The sequence below is a fragment of the Aliivibrio sp. S10_S31 genome (assembly GCF_014694495.1).
Taxonomy (GTDB): domain Bacteria; phylum Pseudomonadota; class Gammaproteobacteria; order Enterobacterales; family Vibrionaceae; genus Aliivibrio; species Aliivibrio fischeri.
Map to the genome: position 1 here is coordinate 258,258 of NZ_JAAUWR010000001.1, position 15,888 is coordinate 274,145.

At 38.3% G+C, this 15,888-nt stretch carries 18 protein-coding genes; 1 reads left to right on the forward strand and 17 read right to left on the reverse strand.

Translation table 11 applies throughout. The annotated features are described in order from the left end of the window. Positions 1–9 precede the first annotated feature (9 nt). From HC728_RS01250 to HC728_RS01275, 6 genes are all read right to left on the reverse strand, one after another. Entirely contained in the window at positions 10–1,269 is a 1,260-nt protein-coding gene (locus tag HC728_RS01250) for an amidohydrolase family protein (RefSeq protein WP_065597023.1), read from the reverse strand. 123 nt (positions 1,270–1,392) lie between these two features. Continuing rightward, positions 1,393–2,664, reverse strand: a complete 1,272-nt coding sequence (locus HC728_RS01255) for a carbohydrate porin (RefSeq protein ID WP_081300239.1) — start codon at positions 2,662–2,664, stop codon at positions 1,393–1,395. Between the two features lie 17 nt (positions 2,665–2,681). Beyond that, entirely contained in the window at positions 2,682–3,323 is a 642-nt protein-coding gene (locus HC728_RS01260) for a DUF3299 domain-containing protein (RefSeq protein ID WP_190395046.1), read from the reverse strand. A 58-nt stretch (positions 3,324–3,381) separates the two neighbouring features. Beyond that, a complete protein-coding gene (locus HC728_RS01265; RefSeq protein ID WP_190395047.1) occupies positions 3,382–4,758 on the reverse strand; it encodes an amidohydrolase family protein in 1,377 nt (458 codons plus the stop codon). Positions 4,759–4,923: 165 nt separating this feature from the next. Then, complete coding sequence (locus HC728_RS01270) at positions 4,924–5,955, reverse strand: AraC family transcriptional regulator (RefSeq protein ID WP_065597020.1); 1,032 nt, start codon at positions 5,953–5,955, stop codon at positions 4,924–4,926. A 147-nt stretch (positions 5,956–6,102) separates the two neighbouring features. Then, positions 6,103–6,882 carry a hypothetical protein gene (locus tag HC728_RS01275; RefSeq protein WP_190395048.1) on the reverse strand — a complete coding sequence of 260 codons (780 nt, stop codon included), beginning with the start codon at positions 6,880–6,882 and terminating at the stop codon, positions 6,103–6,105. A 216-nt stretch (positions 6,883–7,098) separates the two neighbouring features. Between HC728_RS01275 and HC728_RS01280 the strand changes: the two genes are divergently transcribed. Then, a complete protein-coding gene (locus HC728_RS01280) occupies positions 7,099–7,551 on the forward strand; it encodes a hypothetical protein (RefSeq protein ID WP_065597018.1) in 453 nt (150 codons plus the stop codon). Between the two features lie 50 nt (positions 7,552–7,601). Here HC728_RS01280 and nadA read toward each other — a convergent pair whose 3' ends face one another. The 11 genes from nadA to cydB all read right to left on the reverse strand — a co-directional run bounded on the left by nadA (position 7,602) and on the right by cydB (position 15,875). Next, the gene (gene nadA, locus HC728_RS01285; protein ID WP_005418627.1) at positions 7,602–8,651 is read right to left on the reverse strand and encodes a quinolinate synthase NadA; all 1,050 of its coding nucleotides are present in this window, start codon (positions 8,649–8,651) and stop codon (positions 7,602–7,604) included. 131 nt (positions 8,652–8,782) lie between these two features. After that, positions 8,783–9,556, reverse strand: a complete 774-nt coding sequence (gene ybgF / locus HC728_RS01290) for a tol-pal system protein YbgF (RefSeq protein ID WP_065603372.1) — start codon at positions 9,554–9,556, stop codon at positions 8,783–8,785. A gap of 25 nt (positions 9,557–9,581) precedes the next feature. Beyond that, positions 9,582–10,148 (reverse strand): peptidoglycan-associated lipoprotein Pal, encoded by a 567-nt coding sequence (gene pal, locus HC728_RS01295; protein ID WP_005418623.1) that lies wholly within the window; start codon positions 10,146–10,148, stop codon positions 9,582–9,584. A 35-nt stretch (positions 10,149–10,183) separates the two neighbouring features. Next, positions 10,184–11,536 (reverse strand): Tol-Pal system beta propeller repeat protein TolB, encoded by a 1,353-nt coding sequence (gene tolB, locus HC728_RS01300; RefSeq protein WP_005418621.1) that lies wholly within the window; start codon positions 11,534–11,536, stop codon positions 10,184–10,186. 10 nt (positions 11,537–11,546) lie between these two features. After that, complete coding sequence (gene tolA / locus HC728_RS01305; protein WP_065639302.1) at positions 11,547–12,596, reverse strand: cell envelope integrity protein TolA; 1,050 nt, start codon at positions 12,594–12,596, stop codon at positions 11,547–11,549. 16 nt (positions 12,597–12,612) lie between these two features. After that, the gene (gene tolR / locus HC728_RS01310; RefSeq protein ID WP_005418618.1) at positions 12,613–13,059 is read right to left on the reverse strand and encodes a protein TolR; all 447 of its coding nucleotides are present in this window, start codon (positions 13,057–13,059) and stop codon (positions 12,613–12,615) included. Next, positions 13,059–13,745, reverse strand: coding sequence for a protein TolQ (tolQ, locus tag HC728_RS01315; RefSeq protein ID WP_005418613.1), 687 nt, complete (start codon positions 13,743–13,745; stop codon positions 13,059–13,061). The genes tolR and tolQ overlap by 1 nt, the downstream gene beginning before the upstream one ends. Further along, entirely contained in the window at positions 13,735–14,145 is a 411-nt protein-coding gene (gene ybgC / locus HC728_RS01320; RefSeq protein ID WP_005418612.1) for a tol-pal system-associated acyl-CoA thioesterase, read from the reverse strand. The genes tolQ and ybgC overlap by 11 nt, the downstream gene beginning before the upstream one ends. A 178-nt stretch (positions 14,146–14,323) precedes the next feature. Continuing rightward, positions 14,324–14,626 (reverse strand): cyd operon YbgE family protein, encoded by a 303-nt coding sequence (locus tag HC728_RS01325; protein WP_005418611.1) that lies wholly within the window; start codon positions 14,624–14,626, stop codon positions 14,324–14,326. Further along, the gene (gene cydX / locus HC728_RS01330; protein WP_000270284.1) at positions 14,619–14,726 is read right to left on the reverse strand and encodes a cytochrome bd-I oxidase subunit CydX; all 108 of its coding nucleotides are present in this window, start codon (positions 14,724–14,726) and stop codon (positions 14,619–14,621) included. The genes HC728_RS01325 and cydX overlap by 8 nt, the downstream gene beginning before the upstream one ends. 12 nt (positions 14,727–14,738) lie before the next feature. Next, the gene (gene cydB / locus HC728_RS01335) at positions 14,739–15,875 is read right to left on the reverse strand and encodes a cytochrome d ubiquinol oxidase subunit II (RefSeq protein WP_017019152.1); all 1,137 of its coding nucleotides are present in this window, start codon (positions 15,873–15,875) and stop codon (positions 14,739–14,741) included. Positions 15,876–15,888: the final 13 nt, after the last annotated feature.

Consider the following 15,888-nt stretch of genomic DNA (forward strand, 5'->3'; position numbering starts at 1 on the left):
GCTAATTGCTTATAGCGTATTTTTGTACACCACCCCATCTTTCATGATGAGCTTTTGTGTTTCAGTATTAGTAACACATGCAACCCCTTCTAAAGGATTGCCTTCAATAATAAGTAAGTCAGCATAAGCGCCTTCCGTAATTTGACCTAACTTGCCTTCTTGGTATGGATGCTTGTATGTTGACATCTCAAACAAGCGACCACAGTTCGATGTCACCATTTTAAGAGCAGTCAACGAATCAAATACCGTCTCAATAGCTTGAAGCTCTTCTGATTGTGTTTTATGGACATCAAGCGTACCCACACAATCGGTACCAAAACAAATATTTTGGATATCGTACTTTTTAATTAACTCTGCTGACTTAAACATCGCTTTGCCCACTCTTTCTGTTTTTTGGTATAAAGTTTCACTACCAAGTGGGATTTTTCGTTCAGCAATCAGTGATGACGTAAAGTACGATGGAATAACAAAGATCCCTTTATCTTTAATCGTTTTAGCAATGTCATCATCCATAATGGTGGCATGCTCAAAAGACATAACACCCGCTTCCGCAGCTCTTCTCATGGCATCAGCAGTATGAATATGCGCAGCGACATAAGTACCATAATCGGATGCGGCTTCAACCGCTGCTTTCATTTCATCTAATGTGTATTGAATCGTATCAAGTGGATCAAATGTCGATGAAGCGCCACCACCAGCCATCATTTTAATTTGCGATGCGCCCATAAATAACTGCTCACGTACCGCTCTAAGCACTTCTGAGCGGCCATCTGCTACTTTAAATGCGCCCGTTTTCATTATTGGAGAATCTTCATGACTACCAGTACGTTCTTGTGCTTGGTTTTGACGATAATCAGAATGACCGCAAGTTTGTGAAATAGCCGCTTGAGAAGGCAGAATTCTAGGACCTGTTGCATAACCATTATCGATACAATTTTTAAGCCCTAGCGTATTGCCCGCTACGTCACGAACCGTTGTAAAGCCACGCATTAACATGCCTTCAGCCACTTTTGCAGAGCGAATTGCGACTTCTTCTCTGGTCATCTTATCAAGTTCATGAAAAGGCGCAGACATAGTGATATGAACATGTGCATCCATAAGACCTGGCATCACAGTACCACCTTTAGCATCAATAATTTCGTTCGCTAAAGATAAGTCAACATCACCAATTTGAGTGATCACATTATTTTCAATTAACAAAGACACATTTTCTTGTAATTGATTATCTAGACCGTTAAATACGTTAGCGTTAGTAATTACTGTAGTCATATTTTTCTCTCTTTAATTTTGTGGGGACAGAGAGATAATAGGTCAAATTTGATGCAGAGAATTGCCATTTGACGACACAGATAATATTACCTAATAGTACCATCTGGCATAGTCATCCTTTTCTTATAGAAAAACTCTTGCTCGTATTCCAAACACCCACGCACTGCTCTCATTAGAAAGCGCTGGATTATTTATATATTGAATATCTGGGGTGATCTGAAAATGCTCTCCTATTTGCATGTTGTAATATAATTCAGCTGTAGTTTGATGCTTTTCAGCTCCCATAAACTTTTGCAATGTATCGCTGTTGGTTTCAGACCAGTTAACAGCAAAGCCTAAATTATTATTACCAGAACCGAGCCCAAAGTAGCCAACACCGACACTTAACGACTTATCGAATAAGGCAACATCTCCTTCAGATATTCCACCACGAACAAAGGGCATCAATTGAGCAGTAACAAACTGACTCCATGAAAAATTAACACCTTGCCCACTCTCACCGCCAATAACGCTTCCATCAGATAACACCGTTGATGATAAACTGTGTCTTGACCCTTCATCAAAATGCCATAACGTTACATGAAAGTTGTCGGTATAAATTTGCTCTTGTGAATCAGTCCATCCTAATTCAAGGGTTTTAAAATAAGTGCTGTCATGAAAGGCAGTTTCAAACCCTTCAAAAATGTCATCAGACTTGCCTTTTGCATCTGCAATGCCAGCAACGACATAAAAATTATCTGTGACCATATGCCCAGCAGAAATAGCTAAGATACCATCATCAGGTAAACCCATGACCCCAGCCCCCGTACTGAATGCTAAATTTGTAAACCCAGTCCACGGACTCGCCAAAGCATATGTATCTACATAATCAGTCACATCTTGCCAACCTATGATCAGCGATGTTTTTCCATTATTGAATTTTTGTTTCCAGTGTAGATTAGTAACCCTTGTTCCCTGATCGTTATAAGCGGGGGCTATCATTCCCACATAACCTAAGCCCTCTGGGCCATTACTAATATCATCAATGAAAGCCATGTTTTTGGGTGGTGTTGAACTGTAAGCATGCCTATGCTCGACTTTCCAAACTATCCCACCAGTATCCTCTGTGCCTTTACCGACTAAATGCCAAGAACCATAAAAACGCACAATACCAGATGAGCGATTAATGCTATTTCCTTGAGAACCATTAGGAGAAAAAAGTCCTAGTGCCAAATAATCAGCTCCGAAAGTGATGCCTTTATTCGATAGTTCTTCTCGCCAATGCGGTTTCGAAGAGGATTCCTTTTCTATGGTATTCTCTACGGAGTCTGGACTTTCAAAGTTCGCAGATAACGCTAAAGGTGAAGTCAGCACAGTAAGTAACAAACCACTATTAATTATATTTTTCTGATTCAATGTGATCTCCTAACTTATTAACTCTCTGGCTCATAGTAATCTTCGATTAACGATGCGTTCATTTCATATCCCATTGTGATATCACTTTGACCATCAACTAAAAACACTTCTTCCGTCACTTTTTTCGAATGAAAATCCCCCTCAATCCAAACTGGATATTGCACATTTTGCACCGTAAAGCCTTCTGGATATGAAACTCGAACAATTTGGTTGGCAGGTGGCGGTGGCATATGTATACAAGCTCCAGCTACGGGAACTAATAAAAACTCTGTTGTTTTTAAACCATCAAATTCAATAGGAACAATAAAGCCAGGCATACGTACTTTTTTACCATCGTATTCTTGAGTTATCGCCTCTGCATTATTTTGTTTTGCCGTCATATACGCCTGTCTAGCGGCAATCGCCTCACCAGCATCAACACCTTCGATTTTGAGTTGTTCAGTTAGTTGTAAACGCAGCTCTTCTGCCTGCTTAGAAGCATCATTTTGTAAGATTAAAATTTGTTTAAGGGCTAATTTTTGCTGGTCAGTCAATTCAGGTAAACCTACATTAACTTCAGTTTGTTTGATGGCTAATTCCTGCCACTTTAATTCAATTAGTTCGTTACTCATTGAATAAAAAGGAATACATAGCACCAATAAAAAGATAATTTTTTTCATTACAAATCCTTATAACTAGCCTACATTAAGTAGGCTATACAAAAAGGTACATCAACAACTACAAAGTATTTTTGTAAATTTTGCCGTCTTTCATGATAACTTTAATTGTATCAAGCTCAGGATCTCGCTCTTTCGCATCAAACCACTTTTCATTAGCGCCAAGCACAGATAAGTCTTCAAGAGGATTACCATCTACCACCAATAAATCTGCATAAGCCCCCACTTCAACCACACCTAATTTACCTTCAGGATACGGGTCCATCACTCCTGATAATTTCACTATTTCACCATTTACAGATGTCATGCCTTTAAGAGTATAAAAATTACCTAACTCTTTCCCTGCAAGATAAATGGTATGATCGGTTTGTTTAATACATGAAGTTACATCACCAACACAGTCAGTATGGAAGCCCCATTTAGGTTGGTACTTTTTCACATTAGAAATATAGTTTTTAAATGCTTTAGTTGCTGATTCTGCTTTGCGTTTTGATGCTGGATTGCTATTAATCGCTTCGATCTGACTTAAATAAGGAGAGAAAGCTGTCATATTCGTCGTAATATAAGCGCCCTTTTCTTTCATTTTTTTATTAATTTCACCATCAAACATAAAGCCATGCTCAATCGTCTTAACGCCGGCATCTAGATTGCGTAAAATCGCTTTTTTACTATAAGCATGCGACATTACATACGAACCATAAGCGTCAGCAACCTCTACAGCGGCACCAATTTCTTCTGCAGACATTGCGTTTAATTGCCACGGGTCAAATGATGATGCAACACCACCAGAAGACATGATTTTTAACTGTGAATTACCTTGTTTGAAGTTTTGACGAGCTGCAGCTTTGATCTCACCCACAGTATCCGTATTAACACTTACGTTATTTCTGCCCATCGAGGTTTGTGGACCATTGAGGTGTTGATTTGGAGTGGTTAAATTACTGAAATCCGCATGAGAACCTGTTGGGCCAATAAAAGCACCAGAAGTATATAAACGAGGTCCTTCAAGCATGCCTGAATCAATGGTTTTACGTAAGCCTGTATTTAAGCCGCCAGCGTCACGCCACGTTGTAAATCCTGATTGAAATACAGCATTAGCATTGACTGTTGCTCGAGATGCCAGCTCTTCAATGGTTCTGTTATTTTCATGGTCATTTAACGTTCCGGCATTCAATAAGAGGTGACCATGCCCTTCAATTAAACCTGGCATTAATGTTTTACCTTCGCCATTAATCACTAATGCATCACCAGCCTCAATCGGTTTGGCTGAAATGGCTTTAATTAAATTATTTTCAACCAAAACATAATGGTCCTCATATAATTTATTTTTGGTTCCATTAAAGATATCTACATTCGTAAACAAGGTTGATGATGCCGAAGCAGAAAAAACAGCGCCACATGACAAAGCAATGACACTAAACCTTAAAACATTTTTCATAAATAAATTCCTTAGTATGTAAATGATTCCCTTACATTTGCATTCAAATTCAAAGTGCTAAAATATACAGCAGCAAAATGAAACATTACGCAAACATAATAGAGATTAGTTGGTAACATAAAGGAATTCAATACGATTTAATTGCCATTTGGCGACAATAGGAATTTAGACATGGTTACGAGCTAGATTATTATTTTTACGATACTGAATCGGCGACACGCCATAAATACGCTTAAACGCACGCGAGAAGTGACCGGCATCGGAATAACCATACTGAGTGGCTATGATGGTAATCGGTTTTGTTGTTTCTACAATATCTCGTGTAATGAGTTCAAAACACATCTCTTCAATTAATACTTGATAGACAACTCCTTCATTCTTAAGTTTTCGCTGAAGTGTTCTCACATTCATCCGTAAAATCTCAGCGGCCAGTTTAATTGGTAATTTTCCAACAGGAAGATATGGGGATATCGCCATTTTAAATTGTTCAACAAAACAGATATTCTTTATATTAACTGGTTTATTTGAAATATTGTGAGTTCGTTGCTTTTGAGTCAGGTTCACCTTTTTATATATAAATGCTTTGGGGATCTCAATTGCGGTAACGGGTCTTTCAGTAAAAAATTGAACACTTTTTAACGCAGGAAGAGCTACAAAATCACTATCATTATCGCAACGAATTCCAATACGGCTTGGTGCCCATTCATGACTTGTCAGGTTCCGTAGTAATTCACACATAAAAATCACAGAAAACATTTCTGCAAATTTAAACCAAGGTTCATCTATACCTGATTTTTCACGAACCAACCACCAAGTATCCCCCTTTTCTTGTAGATAAACTTTTGCGTTAGTTGAGTCACTTATCAACAGATTAGAAAATTCATCTAACGTTGACTTTAAATCTCCACCAACAGTTAACCTTTCAATAAAACTAGGGATATAAGTATCTTTACATAAGCGCCAAAATAAAACCCCAAGTCGATGATTTTCAACATTACGACTTAATACCTCCATTAAATTCTTTAAACAAGACTCAGGAAGGTACAAGTAATGCCTTTTATCGTCATTGATAATATCAATTGGAATGGTTGCCTCTCTTAACAAAAGATGGCTCTTACTGTCTAACTCTTTAAATATAGTAGTGAAAATTTTGACACTATCTTTGGTCACTAATTGAATATTATTGCTTCTACTCATTGTATTGTGCTCTGTCTTCATTGATGAAGAAATATTGCTGAAGCAAGCTTGCTAAATCAGTATTCAATCCCAACTCATTAATGTCTTTAATTTTAGAGAAAATAATCATAATAACCTTCTTATCAAAAATTAATCTAAGTTCTTAATTTAAAATCGATACGCGTATCCTAGCTGTGGTCCTTTTTCAACTAGATCAATTTCTAAATTCATACCATCTTGCTCCATTTCATTTGCAATATTCAAATAGCGGTATCCAAACCATAAATTATGCGCTTCTGTAAATCGGTAAATTCCCATAATATTAAAACCATGATTAACATCATTATCACCAACAACATTGAAATCTGCGCTTACTGATATCCCCCAACGATCATCAAAATATTTGTTATATTTAATCCCAACAAGCCAATCAAATAAATGTTCTTTCGCTAATAAAGCTGACCCATTTACATTAATCAAACCGTCATTTGATAGCGCATTAATGTCTAATTCAACTTGGCTGTATGTATGACGGACCCCCGTTAGCAATTCAAGATTAGGGAATACTTCATAACCAAAAAATAAATCATTCACAGAAAGGTGCATTCTTGTTGTGATGTCGTGGCCAGGGGAAATGACAGAACCCGTAATCGGTCCATTAAGCCCTTTAGTTTGCGTCGAATCTTTCATATAAAGATAATTAGCACGAGCACCAACTAGCCATTTTCCTTTTGTAGCGTAAAAGTCCCCCATTAGACCAAACGCTAATCCATCCCATATGTTCTCAAATGGGACATCGACACGAACTACATCCTGACCAGAAGAGACGCTTCCTTCAATACTAGGAGCCCACACCATAGGAAAAACAAGTAAGAAATCCCATTCTTCCTCTTCGTTGGCAAAAACAGAGTTACTTAAAAACACTAAAAGAAACAATCCATATTTCATACATAATTCCATAAAAATAAATACATCATTAATATAGAACATTTATTTTATTTAATGGAGGGATTATCACCAAGTTACGACTTAGCTCAGCAATTCGATATATAAATTTACCATTTAGCGCCAACCATTTCTGATAGCCTTTTAATACAAAAAATTATTAGGCAATATAATAAACAGAAAATGAAAACGACATTAATAAATAATTAGGAATACATTATGAGCTCAGCAACTAAAGAATATGGTTTTAATACTCCACAACGTTTATTTGTCGGCTATACATTGGCTGTACTTGTAGATTTAACCGTCTTAAACTTTTTTGATGAATACTGGGACTTTGTAAATATAGAATCATTTACTGTTTCTTTTGCGGCCGCTATTTTATTGCAATTATTACTGAAACTTTCAATTAATGCGGAACATAAAATTGCAGATTACTTTAAATCGAAACCAGGCACAGCACCGAAAATATACCGTGCCTTAAGTAGCTATGTGATTTTAGTTGGTAGTAAATTCATCATGCTTGAAGCAATAAATATCCTGTTTGGAGATAAAGTATCATTTGAAGGGCCTCTAAATGGTGTCGTCGCCTTCTTCGCTGTGGTATTTACAATTCTTATAGCAGAAATTATCGTATCAAAAATTTACTTCGCACTTAGCGATAAAGAATAAAAAAATGGCGACCGCACTGGTCGCCATTTTTATATAAAACATTTATTACATTATCTATTCGCGTTTAATTGCTCAGCAAAATCTAGCATACGATTTAATGGAATAAGAGATTTTAAGCGTGTTTCTTCATCTACGAAGATCTCATGCTCAGACCCACCTTCTCGAAGTGACTTCTCAATAGCAACTAAGCCATTCATTGCCATCCAAGGACAGTGTGCACAGCTACGACATGTTGCGCCAGCACCTGCAGTTGGTGCTTCAAGTAATTCTTTCTCTGGCACCATTTGCTGCATTTTAAAGAAAATACCTTTATCTGTTGCAACAATCATTTTTTGTTGTGGTAGTTCTTTAGCTGCTTTGATTAATTGACTTGTAGAACCAACAGCATCCGCTAACTCAACAACACTTGCTGGTGATTCAGGGTGAACTAACACTGCTGCATCAGGGTGAAGTGCTTTAGCATCTTTTAAAGCTTTTGCTGAGAATTCATCATGAACAATACACTCACCTTGCCATAGAAGCATATCTGCGCCAGTTTTATTCGCAATATATGAGCCTAAATGACGATCAGGGCCCCAAATGATTTTTTTATCTTCATCATCTAGGTGCTCTACGATTTCTAAAGCAATGCTTGATGTTACTACCCAATCAGCTCGTGCTTTTACTGCTGCAGAAGTATTCGCATAAACCACAACCGTATGATCAGGGTGCGCGTCACAAAACTCAGTAAACTTGTCTGCTGGACAACCTAAATCTAGTGAACACTCAGCCTCTAATGTCGGCATTAAAATGGTTTTTTCAGGCGTTAGGATTTTTGCAGATTCTCCCATGAAACGAACACCAGCAATCACTAATGTTTTTGCTTCATGACGATTACCAAATTTTGCCATTTCAAGTGAATCACCAACAAAACCGCCAGTCTCTTCAGCTAATGCTTGAATTTCAGGGTCCGTATAATAATGGGCAATTAATACCGCATTTTTATCTTTAAGTAATTGCTTGATTTTAGAAATGTATTCTACTTTCTCTTCCGCACTTAATGCGATTGGCTTTGGAGGGAAAGGATAAACGGTATCGATGTGATCTAGAATATGGCCCATTGCTCAGCTCAGTAACTTTTTTCAAATAGTTTGAGCATTATACCCCTAATGATTTAGTCAGCAAGTTAGGGGAAATAAAAAAGGAGCCATAGGCTCCTTTATGTTTTAAAAATACTAAAAATTCAGCAAAGTTACAGTGATTTCAGTTTAGATGCTGCCGTTTTCGCGGTCGTGCTATCTGGATACTCACTCACTACTTTTTGATAATATTTTTTCGCTGCCACGTCGTTATTATTGCGCTTAGCAACTTCACCTAACTTCAATAAAGCATCCGCTCGTTTATTTGAGTCAGTATAACTAACTACTTTTGCGAAGCTTTTTGCCGCTTCAACATCATTTTTTTGAGCAAAGTACAGCTGTCCTAACCAGTAATGCGCATTAGAGCTATATACTGAATCAGGGTATGCCGTTACAAATTCTTGAAATGCTTTTGTTGCTCCTGCGTAGTTTTTCTCTTTTAAGATCAAATCCACTGCATTTTGGTAAGCTGCATTTTCATTAGTATCTGCAGCATAGGCACCTTCTGTTGATCCAACTTCCGTTGCTTCAGGCTTCGCTTCTACAGTTGGTTTTGCTGTTCTTATGTTGTCTATTTCAATATACAGCTGACGTTGACGCTCAAGCATCTGATCAAGTTCATAGCTATTGCGCTCTACCATGCCTCGCATCTCTGAAAGCTCTTGAGATAAACCGTCCAACTGCTGTTGTAATTGAAGCTGAATTTGATTACGGCTTTTAATTAAACGTTCTAAGCGTTCAATACTTGCCGATGATGCAGGAGCAGAAGAGGTAGAATTAGAACTGGCATTTAAATCTGTGACTGGAGCAGGTGCGGCGACCACAAGGGTCGCCGCACTAGCCAGCAACGTAAGCGGAATGATTCGCTTAAGGTTACTGTATTTCATATAAGTCAGCCTTATAAACTATCGATTAGTATACTAATACTGCACGACGGTTTTTAGCGTAGTCTTCAGCTGTTTGGCCAAGAACTAGTGGCTTCTCTTCACCGTAGCTTACGATAGAGATTTGGTCTGCAGAAACACCTAGAGCTTGTAGGTATTTAGATACTGCTTTAGCACGACGCTCGCCTAGAGCGATGTTGTATTCAGGAGTACCGCGCTCATCAGCATGACCTTCAACAGTTACTTTGATTGAAGGATCAGCACTTAGGAAAGCTGCGTGAGCTGCAAGCATATCTTCGTATTCTGAAGAGATTGTTGAGTTATCAAATGCGAAGTAAACAGTTTGAACTTTACGAAGTTCTTGCTCAGCTTGAGCACGTACTTCAGCTTCGTTCATTGCTTCATCAGCTTCGATAGAAGATAGAACAGCTGTATCTGTTTGACCTTCTGCACCGTTAGTTGTTTGAGTCTCTGCAGCATTAGTTGATTCTTGGCCAGCAGTACTGTCAGTTGCGCTGTCGCTAGAACTACAAGCTGAAAGAGCAACCACAGGCAACGCGATTAAAAGGCTCTTAAGAAGTTTATTTAGTTGCATTGTATTTTCCTTATTTTCCTAAATATTTTTAGTAGCTATAAAAATGGCGACCACGCTGGTGCCCTTACACGACCGTTAGTCGCTGGTAAGCGAGCTTTAAAACGGCCATCTATAGAAACCATAGAAAGAACATTTTGTTTTCTATAGATTGAACTGTAAATCACCATGCCACCATTTGGCGCAATACTTGGTGACTCATCCAGTAGTGTCTTTGTTAAGACCTGGACAGCACCGGTTTCTAAATCTTGTTTCGCTAGATTAAATCCAGTCTCTGAGCGATTTACCATAACGATATATTTACCGTCTGGAGTAATCTGCCCACCAAGATTTTGACTGCCTTGCCAGGTTAAACGTTTAGTTGAACCATCCCCTAAATTTACTCTATATATCTGAGGTTTACCACCCCGATCTGATGTAAATATAAGTGACTTGTTATCTGGAGCCCAAAAAGGTTCGGTATTATTCGCTCTACCGCGAGTAATTTGACTCATTTTTTTGGTCTTCAAATCCACAACATAAATTTGTAGACTTCCAGATTTTGATAATACTATCGCTAACTTATCACCATCATGTGAGAAGCGCGGAGCTCCATTATGACGCGGATAAGAAGCGATTAACTCTCTCTTACCCGTATAAATATTCATAATGAAAATTTGTGACTTTCTATTTTCAAAACTTACATATGCAAGCTTTTTACCATCAGGTGACCATGCTGGTGACATGATAGGTTGTTTCGATTTCAGAACTAAACGTTCATTATAACCATCATAGTCAGCAATTCTTAACTGGTATGGGTATTGTGCTTTATCATTTACAACAACATAAGCGATACGAGTTAAAAAAGCACCTCTTTCACCTGTCAATTTCTCATACACCACATCAGAAATACGGTGTGCATATTTACGCAGTTGCTTTGTCGATAATGACGCCACTTTATTAACTAAAATATGGTCTCGAGTAAGTACTAACTTACCTGATTCATCTAATGCCTTAGATTGACCTTTAGTTAGCTGACCACGAACAACATCGATAAGTTTGTATGTAACTTCATACTTACCTTGTGCGTTTAATTTAACTTCGCCAGTAACAATGGCATCCACACCCATTTTTGTCCAAGCTTCGTAATTAATGTCCGAATCTTTGTAAGGTGTTTGTGGCATTTTATTCGTTGGAATAGGACTAAACTTACCACTACGCTGTAAATCAGACGAAATAATCGCAGATATATCTTGTGGTAACTTACCTTCTCCATGCCATTTAAAAGGCACAATACCAATTGGTCTTGCTGAATCAATACCTTCTGTAATAACCAGTTCTAGCTCGGCTTTTGCGACCTGACTAAAACCTAAACAAACCACAAATAGGGTTAATATCCATCGTTTAAGCACTTGCTCTTCCTTATTCTGGTTGAACGGTAAGTCTAATATTTACTAACTCTGCAATAACATCAGTATCTTTTGGCATAGGAAATACATTCACTTTTGTTACTGCTGTTTTTGCTGCTCGACAAACTTGGGCATCACCACTAAGAGTTGTCACATTCAATAACAGACCTGTTGATGATAGTTTTATTCTTACATCACAAGCTTTACCAATATATGATGCATCAGTTAATAAGTTCTGCTGAATCATTTGTCTAAAAATTGCCGCATGACGATTAACTTCATTATCAATATGCTGTTGTTTAGCTGATGAGTTCTGAACCGTCTCATCTTCTAAACCTGCAAAAATATCATTTAATGCTGCTTCTTTCTGTTTACGCTCAGCTTCTGCTTTCGCTGCTTTTTCTTTACGAGCTTTTTCTGCTGCTTTGGCTTTAGCTACTCGCTCAGCCTCTGCTTTCGCTTTTCTTTCAGCTTCTGCTTTGGCCGCTTTCTCTTTTGCCTTACGATCTGCTTCAGCTTTAGCTGCTCGCTCTTTTTCTAATTGCGCTTTCTTAGCAGCCTCTTTCGCTGCTTTTTCTTTATCAGCTTTAATTTTAGCCTGTTTTGCCGCTTCTGCTTTCGCTGCTTTCGCTGCTGCGTCTGCTTTTCGCTTACGCTCAGCCTCTGCAGCTACTGCACGTTCTTTCTCTTTTTTCGCTTCAGCTACTGCTTTTTTGCGTTCTTCTTCCGCCTGACGAGCCGCTTTTTTCTCTTGAACTTGCTTTTCTTTCAATCGACGAATTCGTTCTTCTTCAGCTTTTCGATTTTTTTCTAATCGCTCTGCCTGCTGTTTTAATTTCTTCAAACGATCTTGTTCGGCTCGCTCAGCTCTTTCGCGCTCTTGTCGAATTTGATTTGCTTGCTTAGCGATAGTACCAGGATCAATCACAACTGCTTGAATCGTATTTGGCTTAGCTTTGTCATCTAAAGAAAAATCGCTACCAAATATCAGTGCTATCACTAACAGTAAGTGAAGCACGATAGAAACACCAATGGCAAATGTGTAATTATTATCCGCTTTCATCAATGGTTATTCACTTCTATTCCTTGAGATCAGTGAGCAAGCCTACTTTACTGACACCCGCTCGACTCAATTCATCCAAGACCAACACAATTTCAGCATATGGCGTACTTGCATCACCACCAACGGCAACAGGAGAATTTGGCTTTATGCTTAATTCTGCTTTTACGTTAGTGATCATCTCTTGCATCGACATCGGACGACGTACTTCTTGGTTATCAACGCTTAAACCTAAATTACCGTCTTTATCTACTTCAACGATAATAAATGTCGCATTAGGGTCTTCCCCTGCCATTGCCTGTGCTGATTTCGTATTGGTCATTTCAGGCAAATCAACATCAACACCTTGAGTTACAAAAGGAGCGGTTACCATGAAAATAATTAATAGTACTAACATTACATCAATGTATGGAACCACATTGATTTCAGCAGTTAACTTACGCTTTTTAGGTTGATAACCAGACATTACTTCTCCTGACTCGCCATAGCTTGACGGTGAAGAATACTTGAGAATTCATCCATAAATGCAGCATAGTTGTGTTCTAACTTGCCGACTTTAACACTTAAACGGTTATAAGCGATAACTGCCGGAATAGCAGCAAATAAACCCATAGCTGTCGCTACAAGTGCTTCTGCGATACCCGGTGCCACCATAGCAAGTGTTGCTTGTTTTACTGCACCCAGAGCAATGAATGCGTGCATAATACCCCATACCGTACCAAACAGGCCGATATAAGGTGTGATAGAGCCAACTGTTGCTAGGAAAGGTAGATTCGTCTCTAAGTTATCTACTTCACGAGAAACTGTCACACGCATAGCACGAGCCGTTCCGTCCATTACCGCTTCTGATGAAGAAGAATTTACTCGAGATAAACGAGCAAATTCATTAAAACCTGAATAAAAGATTTTCTCTGTTCCGCTAATTCGATCTTTACGAACTTTCACTTCATTGAACAGTTGAGATAAATCCATACCAGACCAAAATTTATCTTCAAAACGTTCCGCATCGCTACGAGCTACAGATAATACTTTTGAGCGCTTAAAAATCATCGCCCATGAAATTACAGACAAGCTTAATAGAATAAGCATCACGATCTTAACTAATAAACTAGCTTGTAAAAATAGATCGAGAATTGATAGTTCACCTGTCACAAGATATCTCCGATAAAATAAACGATGGGATCGCCGTTGGTTTCATAACTGAATTATCGACACAGGCTACCTTAACCGTAGCTTTGCACAATACTTTACCGTCAGAATTAACCAATATTTGACAAAAGGTTAGCGATACTTTTTTAATTTCTGTTATTAATGTTTCAACAATAAGTTGTTCATCTAAACGAGCAGCTGAAATGAAATCAATCTGTAAACTCTTTACAACAAAGCCAATAGATTCATTCAACATTACTTGTTGGGAGACCCCTTTATCTCGTAATAGTTCAGTTCGTGCACGCTCAAAAAACTTAAGGTAGTTTGAATGATATACAACGCCACCGGCATCGGTATCTTCATAATAAATGGTTATAGGCCATTTAAATGGATTCGTATTCATCTCACCTTTCTCATTATTATTGAAAAATCAATTGCTAACTATAACTGATCTTAACCCTAGGTAACTATATGATATTTACATTTTGAGGTTAAATCGTAAAAAAAAAATGGTTTGTCACTTAAATAAGTAACAAACCACTCAATATTATGTTTCAACTGATGACTTTAATGCAAGCAAACTACATAAAGTATAAATAACTGAAATATATCAAAATCAACATTGAAAAATATGGGCTAAACAGAAGTTTCCATCCCCATTTTTGAGGAATGAATCCAACAACAAAAATGAAAGCGGTACACACTGAATAAATTAGAGCTGGAGCCAATAACCCACTAAACCCACCAATTCGTTCAGCGTATATTGTCGGTTCCCACATTAGCATTGCCATATGGAACACTGCGACACCAACCAACAATAAACGAATGACGATATTGTTGATTGGAGATTGTACGCTATCAATTTTGTCAGCGAGATTACTCACTGTCTTTATCCATCATTTCTGAGTGCTCTAACCAAAGAGCATTGATGATACCAAATGCACAAGCAAGTAGAACACCTAGAATCCATGCGAAATACCACATAGTAAATACTCCTTAGTATAGAGACGTTTTGTTCTCTTCGATGAATTTATTATCAAGACGACCAAACATTTTAATGTACGTCCAGATAGTGTAAGCAAGAATAATTGGTACCATTACGATAGCAACGTATGTCATTAGCGTAAGTGTTAACTCACTTGAAGTTGAATCCCACATAGTTAAGCTGTGGTTCGGGTTCAAGCTTGATGGCATTACGAATGGGAATAACGCAAAACCAGAAGTTAAGATAACACCAGCGTTAGTTAAGCTTGAGCTTAAGAACGCAAGACCGCCAATATTTGCACGAGATGCAATAATTGTAACGATAGGCATGATCACTGCTAATGCTGGCGCAATCCATAGTAATGGGTATTCGTTGAAGTTATGGAACAAAGCACCTACTTCACGAGTTACTTCTTTGTTTAATGGATTTGACGGTGCAAAGTGATCTAGGCTACCTACAATCACATAACCTTCAATGCTCTGAGCCCAGATACCTGCAATAACAAATAGAACAATTACAAGAGCACTAAAGATCATTGCCATATTTCGTGCGCGAGTGTGCAAATCACCCGTTGTTTTCATTTGTAGCCATGTTGCGCCTTGAGTAATGAACATAAATGAACTTACTAAGCCACACACTAGTGCAAATGGGTTTAACAGACCAAAGAATGAACCGTGGTAAGTTGGCATCATTAGGTTATCCAGTTGGAATGGAACACCTTGTAGAAGGTTACCAAACGCTACACCAAAGATAACTGGTGGAACGAAGCTACCAATAAAGATCGCAGCATCCCACGCTGAACGCCAGCGTTTATCTTCAATTTTAGAACGGTAATCAAATCCAACAGGACGGAACCATAAAGCAGCTAACGTTACGATCATTGCTAGGTAAAAACCTGAGAATGATGTTGCGTATACTAATGGCCATGCTGCGAATAATGCACCACCTGCTGTGATTAACCATACTTGGTTACCATCCCAGTGAGGGGCAATTGAGTTAATCATAACTCGACGTTCTGAATCTGTTTTACCGATAACAGGTACTAGTGCACCAACACCCATATCGAATCCATCTGTTACAGCGAAGCCAATCAGCAATACACCGATTAATGCCCACCAAACAAATCGCAATACTTCGTAATCAAACATTGCTCAAATCTCC

What these genes read in the sequence shown, in the direction of transcription:
- HC728_RS01250 (WP_065597023.1), bottom strand. Translation starts at nt 1,269, where the DNA reads ATGACTACAGTAATTACTAACGCTAACGTATTTAACGGTCTAGATAAT.
- HC728_RS01260 (WP_190395046.1), bottom strand. Translation starts at nt 3,323, where the DNA reads ATGAAAAAAATTATCTTTTTATTGGTGCTATGTATTCCTTTTTATTCA.
- HC728_RS01265 (WP_190395047.1), bottom strand. Translation starts at nt 4,758, where the DNA reads ATGAAAAATGTTTTAAGGTTTAGTGTCATTGCTTTGTCATGTGGCGCT.
- HC728_RS01270 (WP_065597020.1), bottom strand. Translation starts at nt 5,955, where the DNA reads ATGAGTAGAAGCAATAATATTCAATTAGTGACCAAAGATAGTGTCAAA.
- HC728_RS01275 (WP_190395048.1), bottom strand. Translation starts at nt 6,882, where the DNA reads ATGAAATATGGATTGTTTCTTTTAGTGTTTTTAAGTAACTCTGTTTTT.
- HC728_RS01280 (WP_065597018.1), top strand. Translation starts at nt 7,099, where the DNA reads ATGAGCTCAGCAACTAAAGAATATGGTTTTAATACTCCACAACGTTTA.
- nadA (WP_005418627.1), bottom strand. Translation starts at nt 8,651, where the DNA reads ATGGGCCATATTCTAGATCACATCGATACCGTTTATCCTTTCCCTCCA.
- ybgF (WP_065603372.1), bottom strand. Translation starts at nt 9,556, where the DNA reads ATGAAATACAGTAACCTTAAGCGAATCATTCCGCTTACGTTGCTGGCT.
- pal (WP_005418623.1), bottom strand. Translation starts at nt 10,148, where the DNA reads ATGCAACTAAATAAACTTCTTAAGAGCCTTTTAATCGCGTTGCCTGTG.
- tolA (WP_065639302.1), bottom strand. Translation starts at nt 12,596, where the DNA reads ATGAAAGCGGATAATAATTACACATTTGCCATTGGTGTTTCTATCGTG.
- tolR (WP_005418618.1), bottom strand. Translation starts at nt 13,059, where the DNA reads ATGTCTGGTTATCAACCTAAAAAGCGTAAGTTAACTGCTGAAATCAAT.
- ybgC (WP_005418612.1), bottom strand. Translation starts at nt 14,145, where the DNA reads ATGAATACGAATCCATTTAAATGGCCTATAACCATTTATTATGAAGAT.
- cydX (WP_000270284.1), bottom strand. Translation starts at nt 14,726, where the DNA reads ATGTGGTATTTCGCATGGATTCTAGGTGTTCTACTTGCTTGTGCATTT.
- cydB (WP_017019152.1), bottom strand. Translation starts at nt 15,875, where the DNA reads ATGTTTGATTACGAAGTATTGCGATTTGTTTGGTGGGCATTAATCGGT.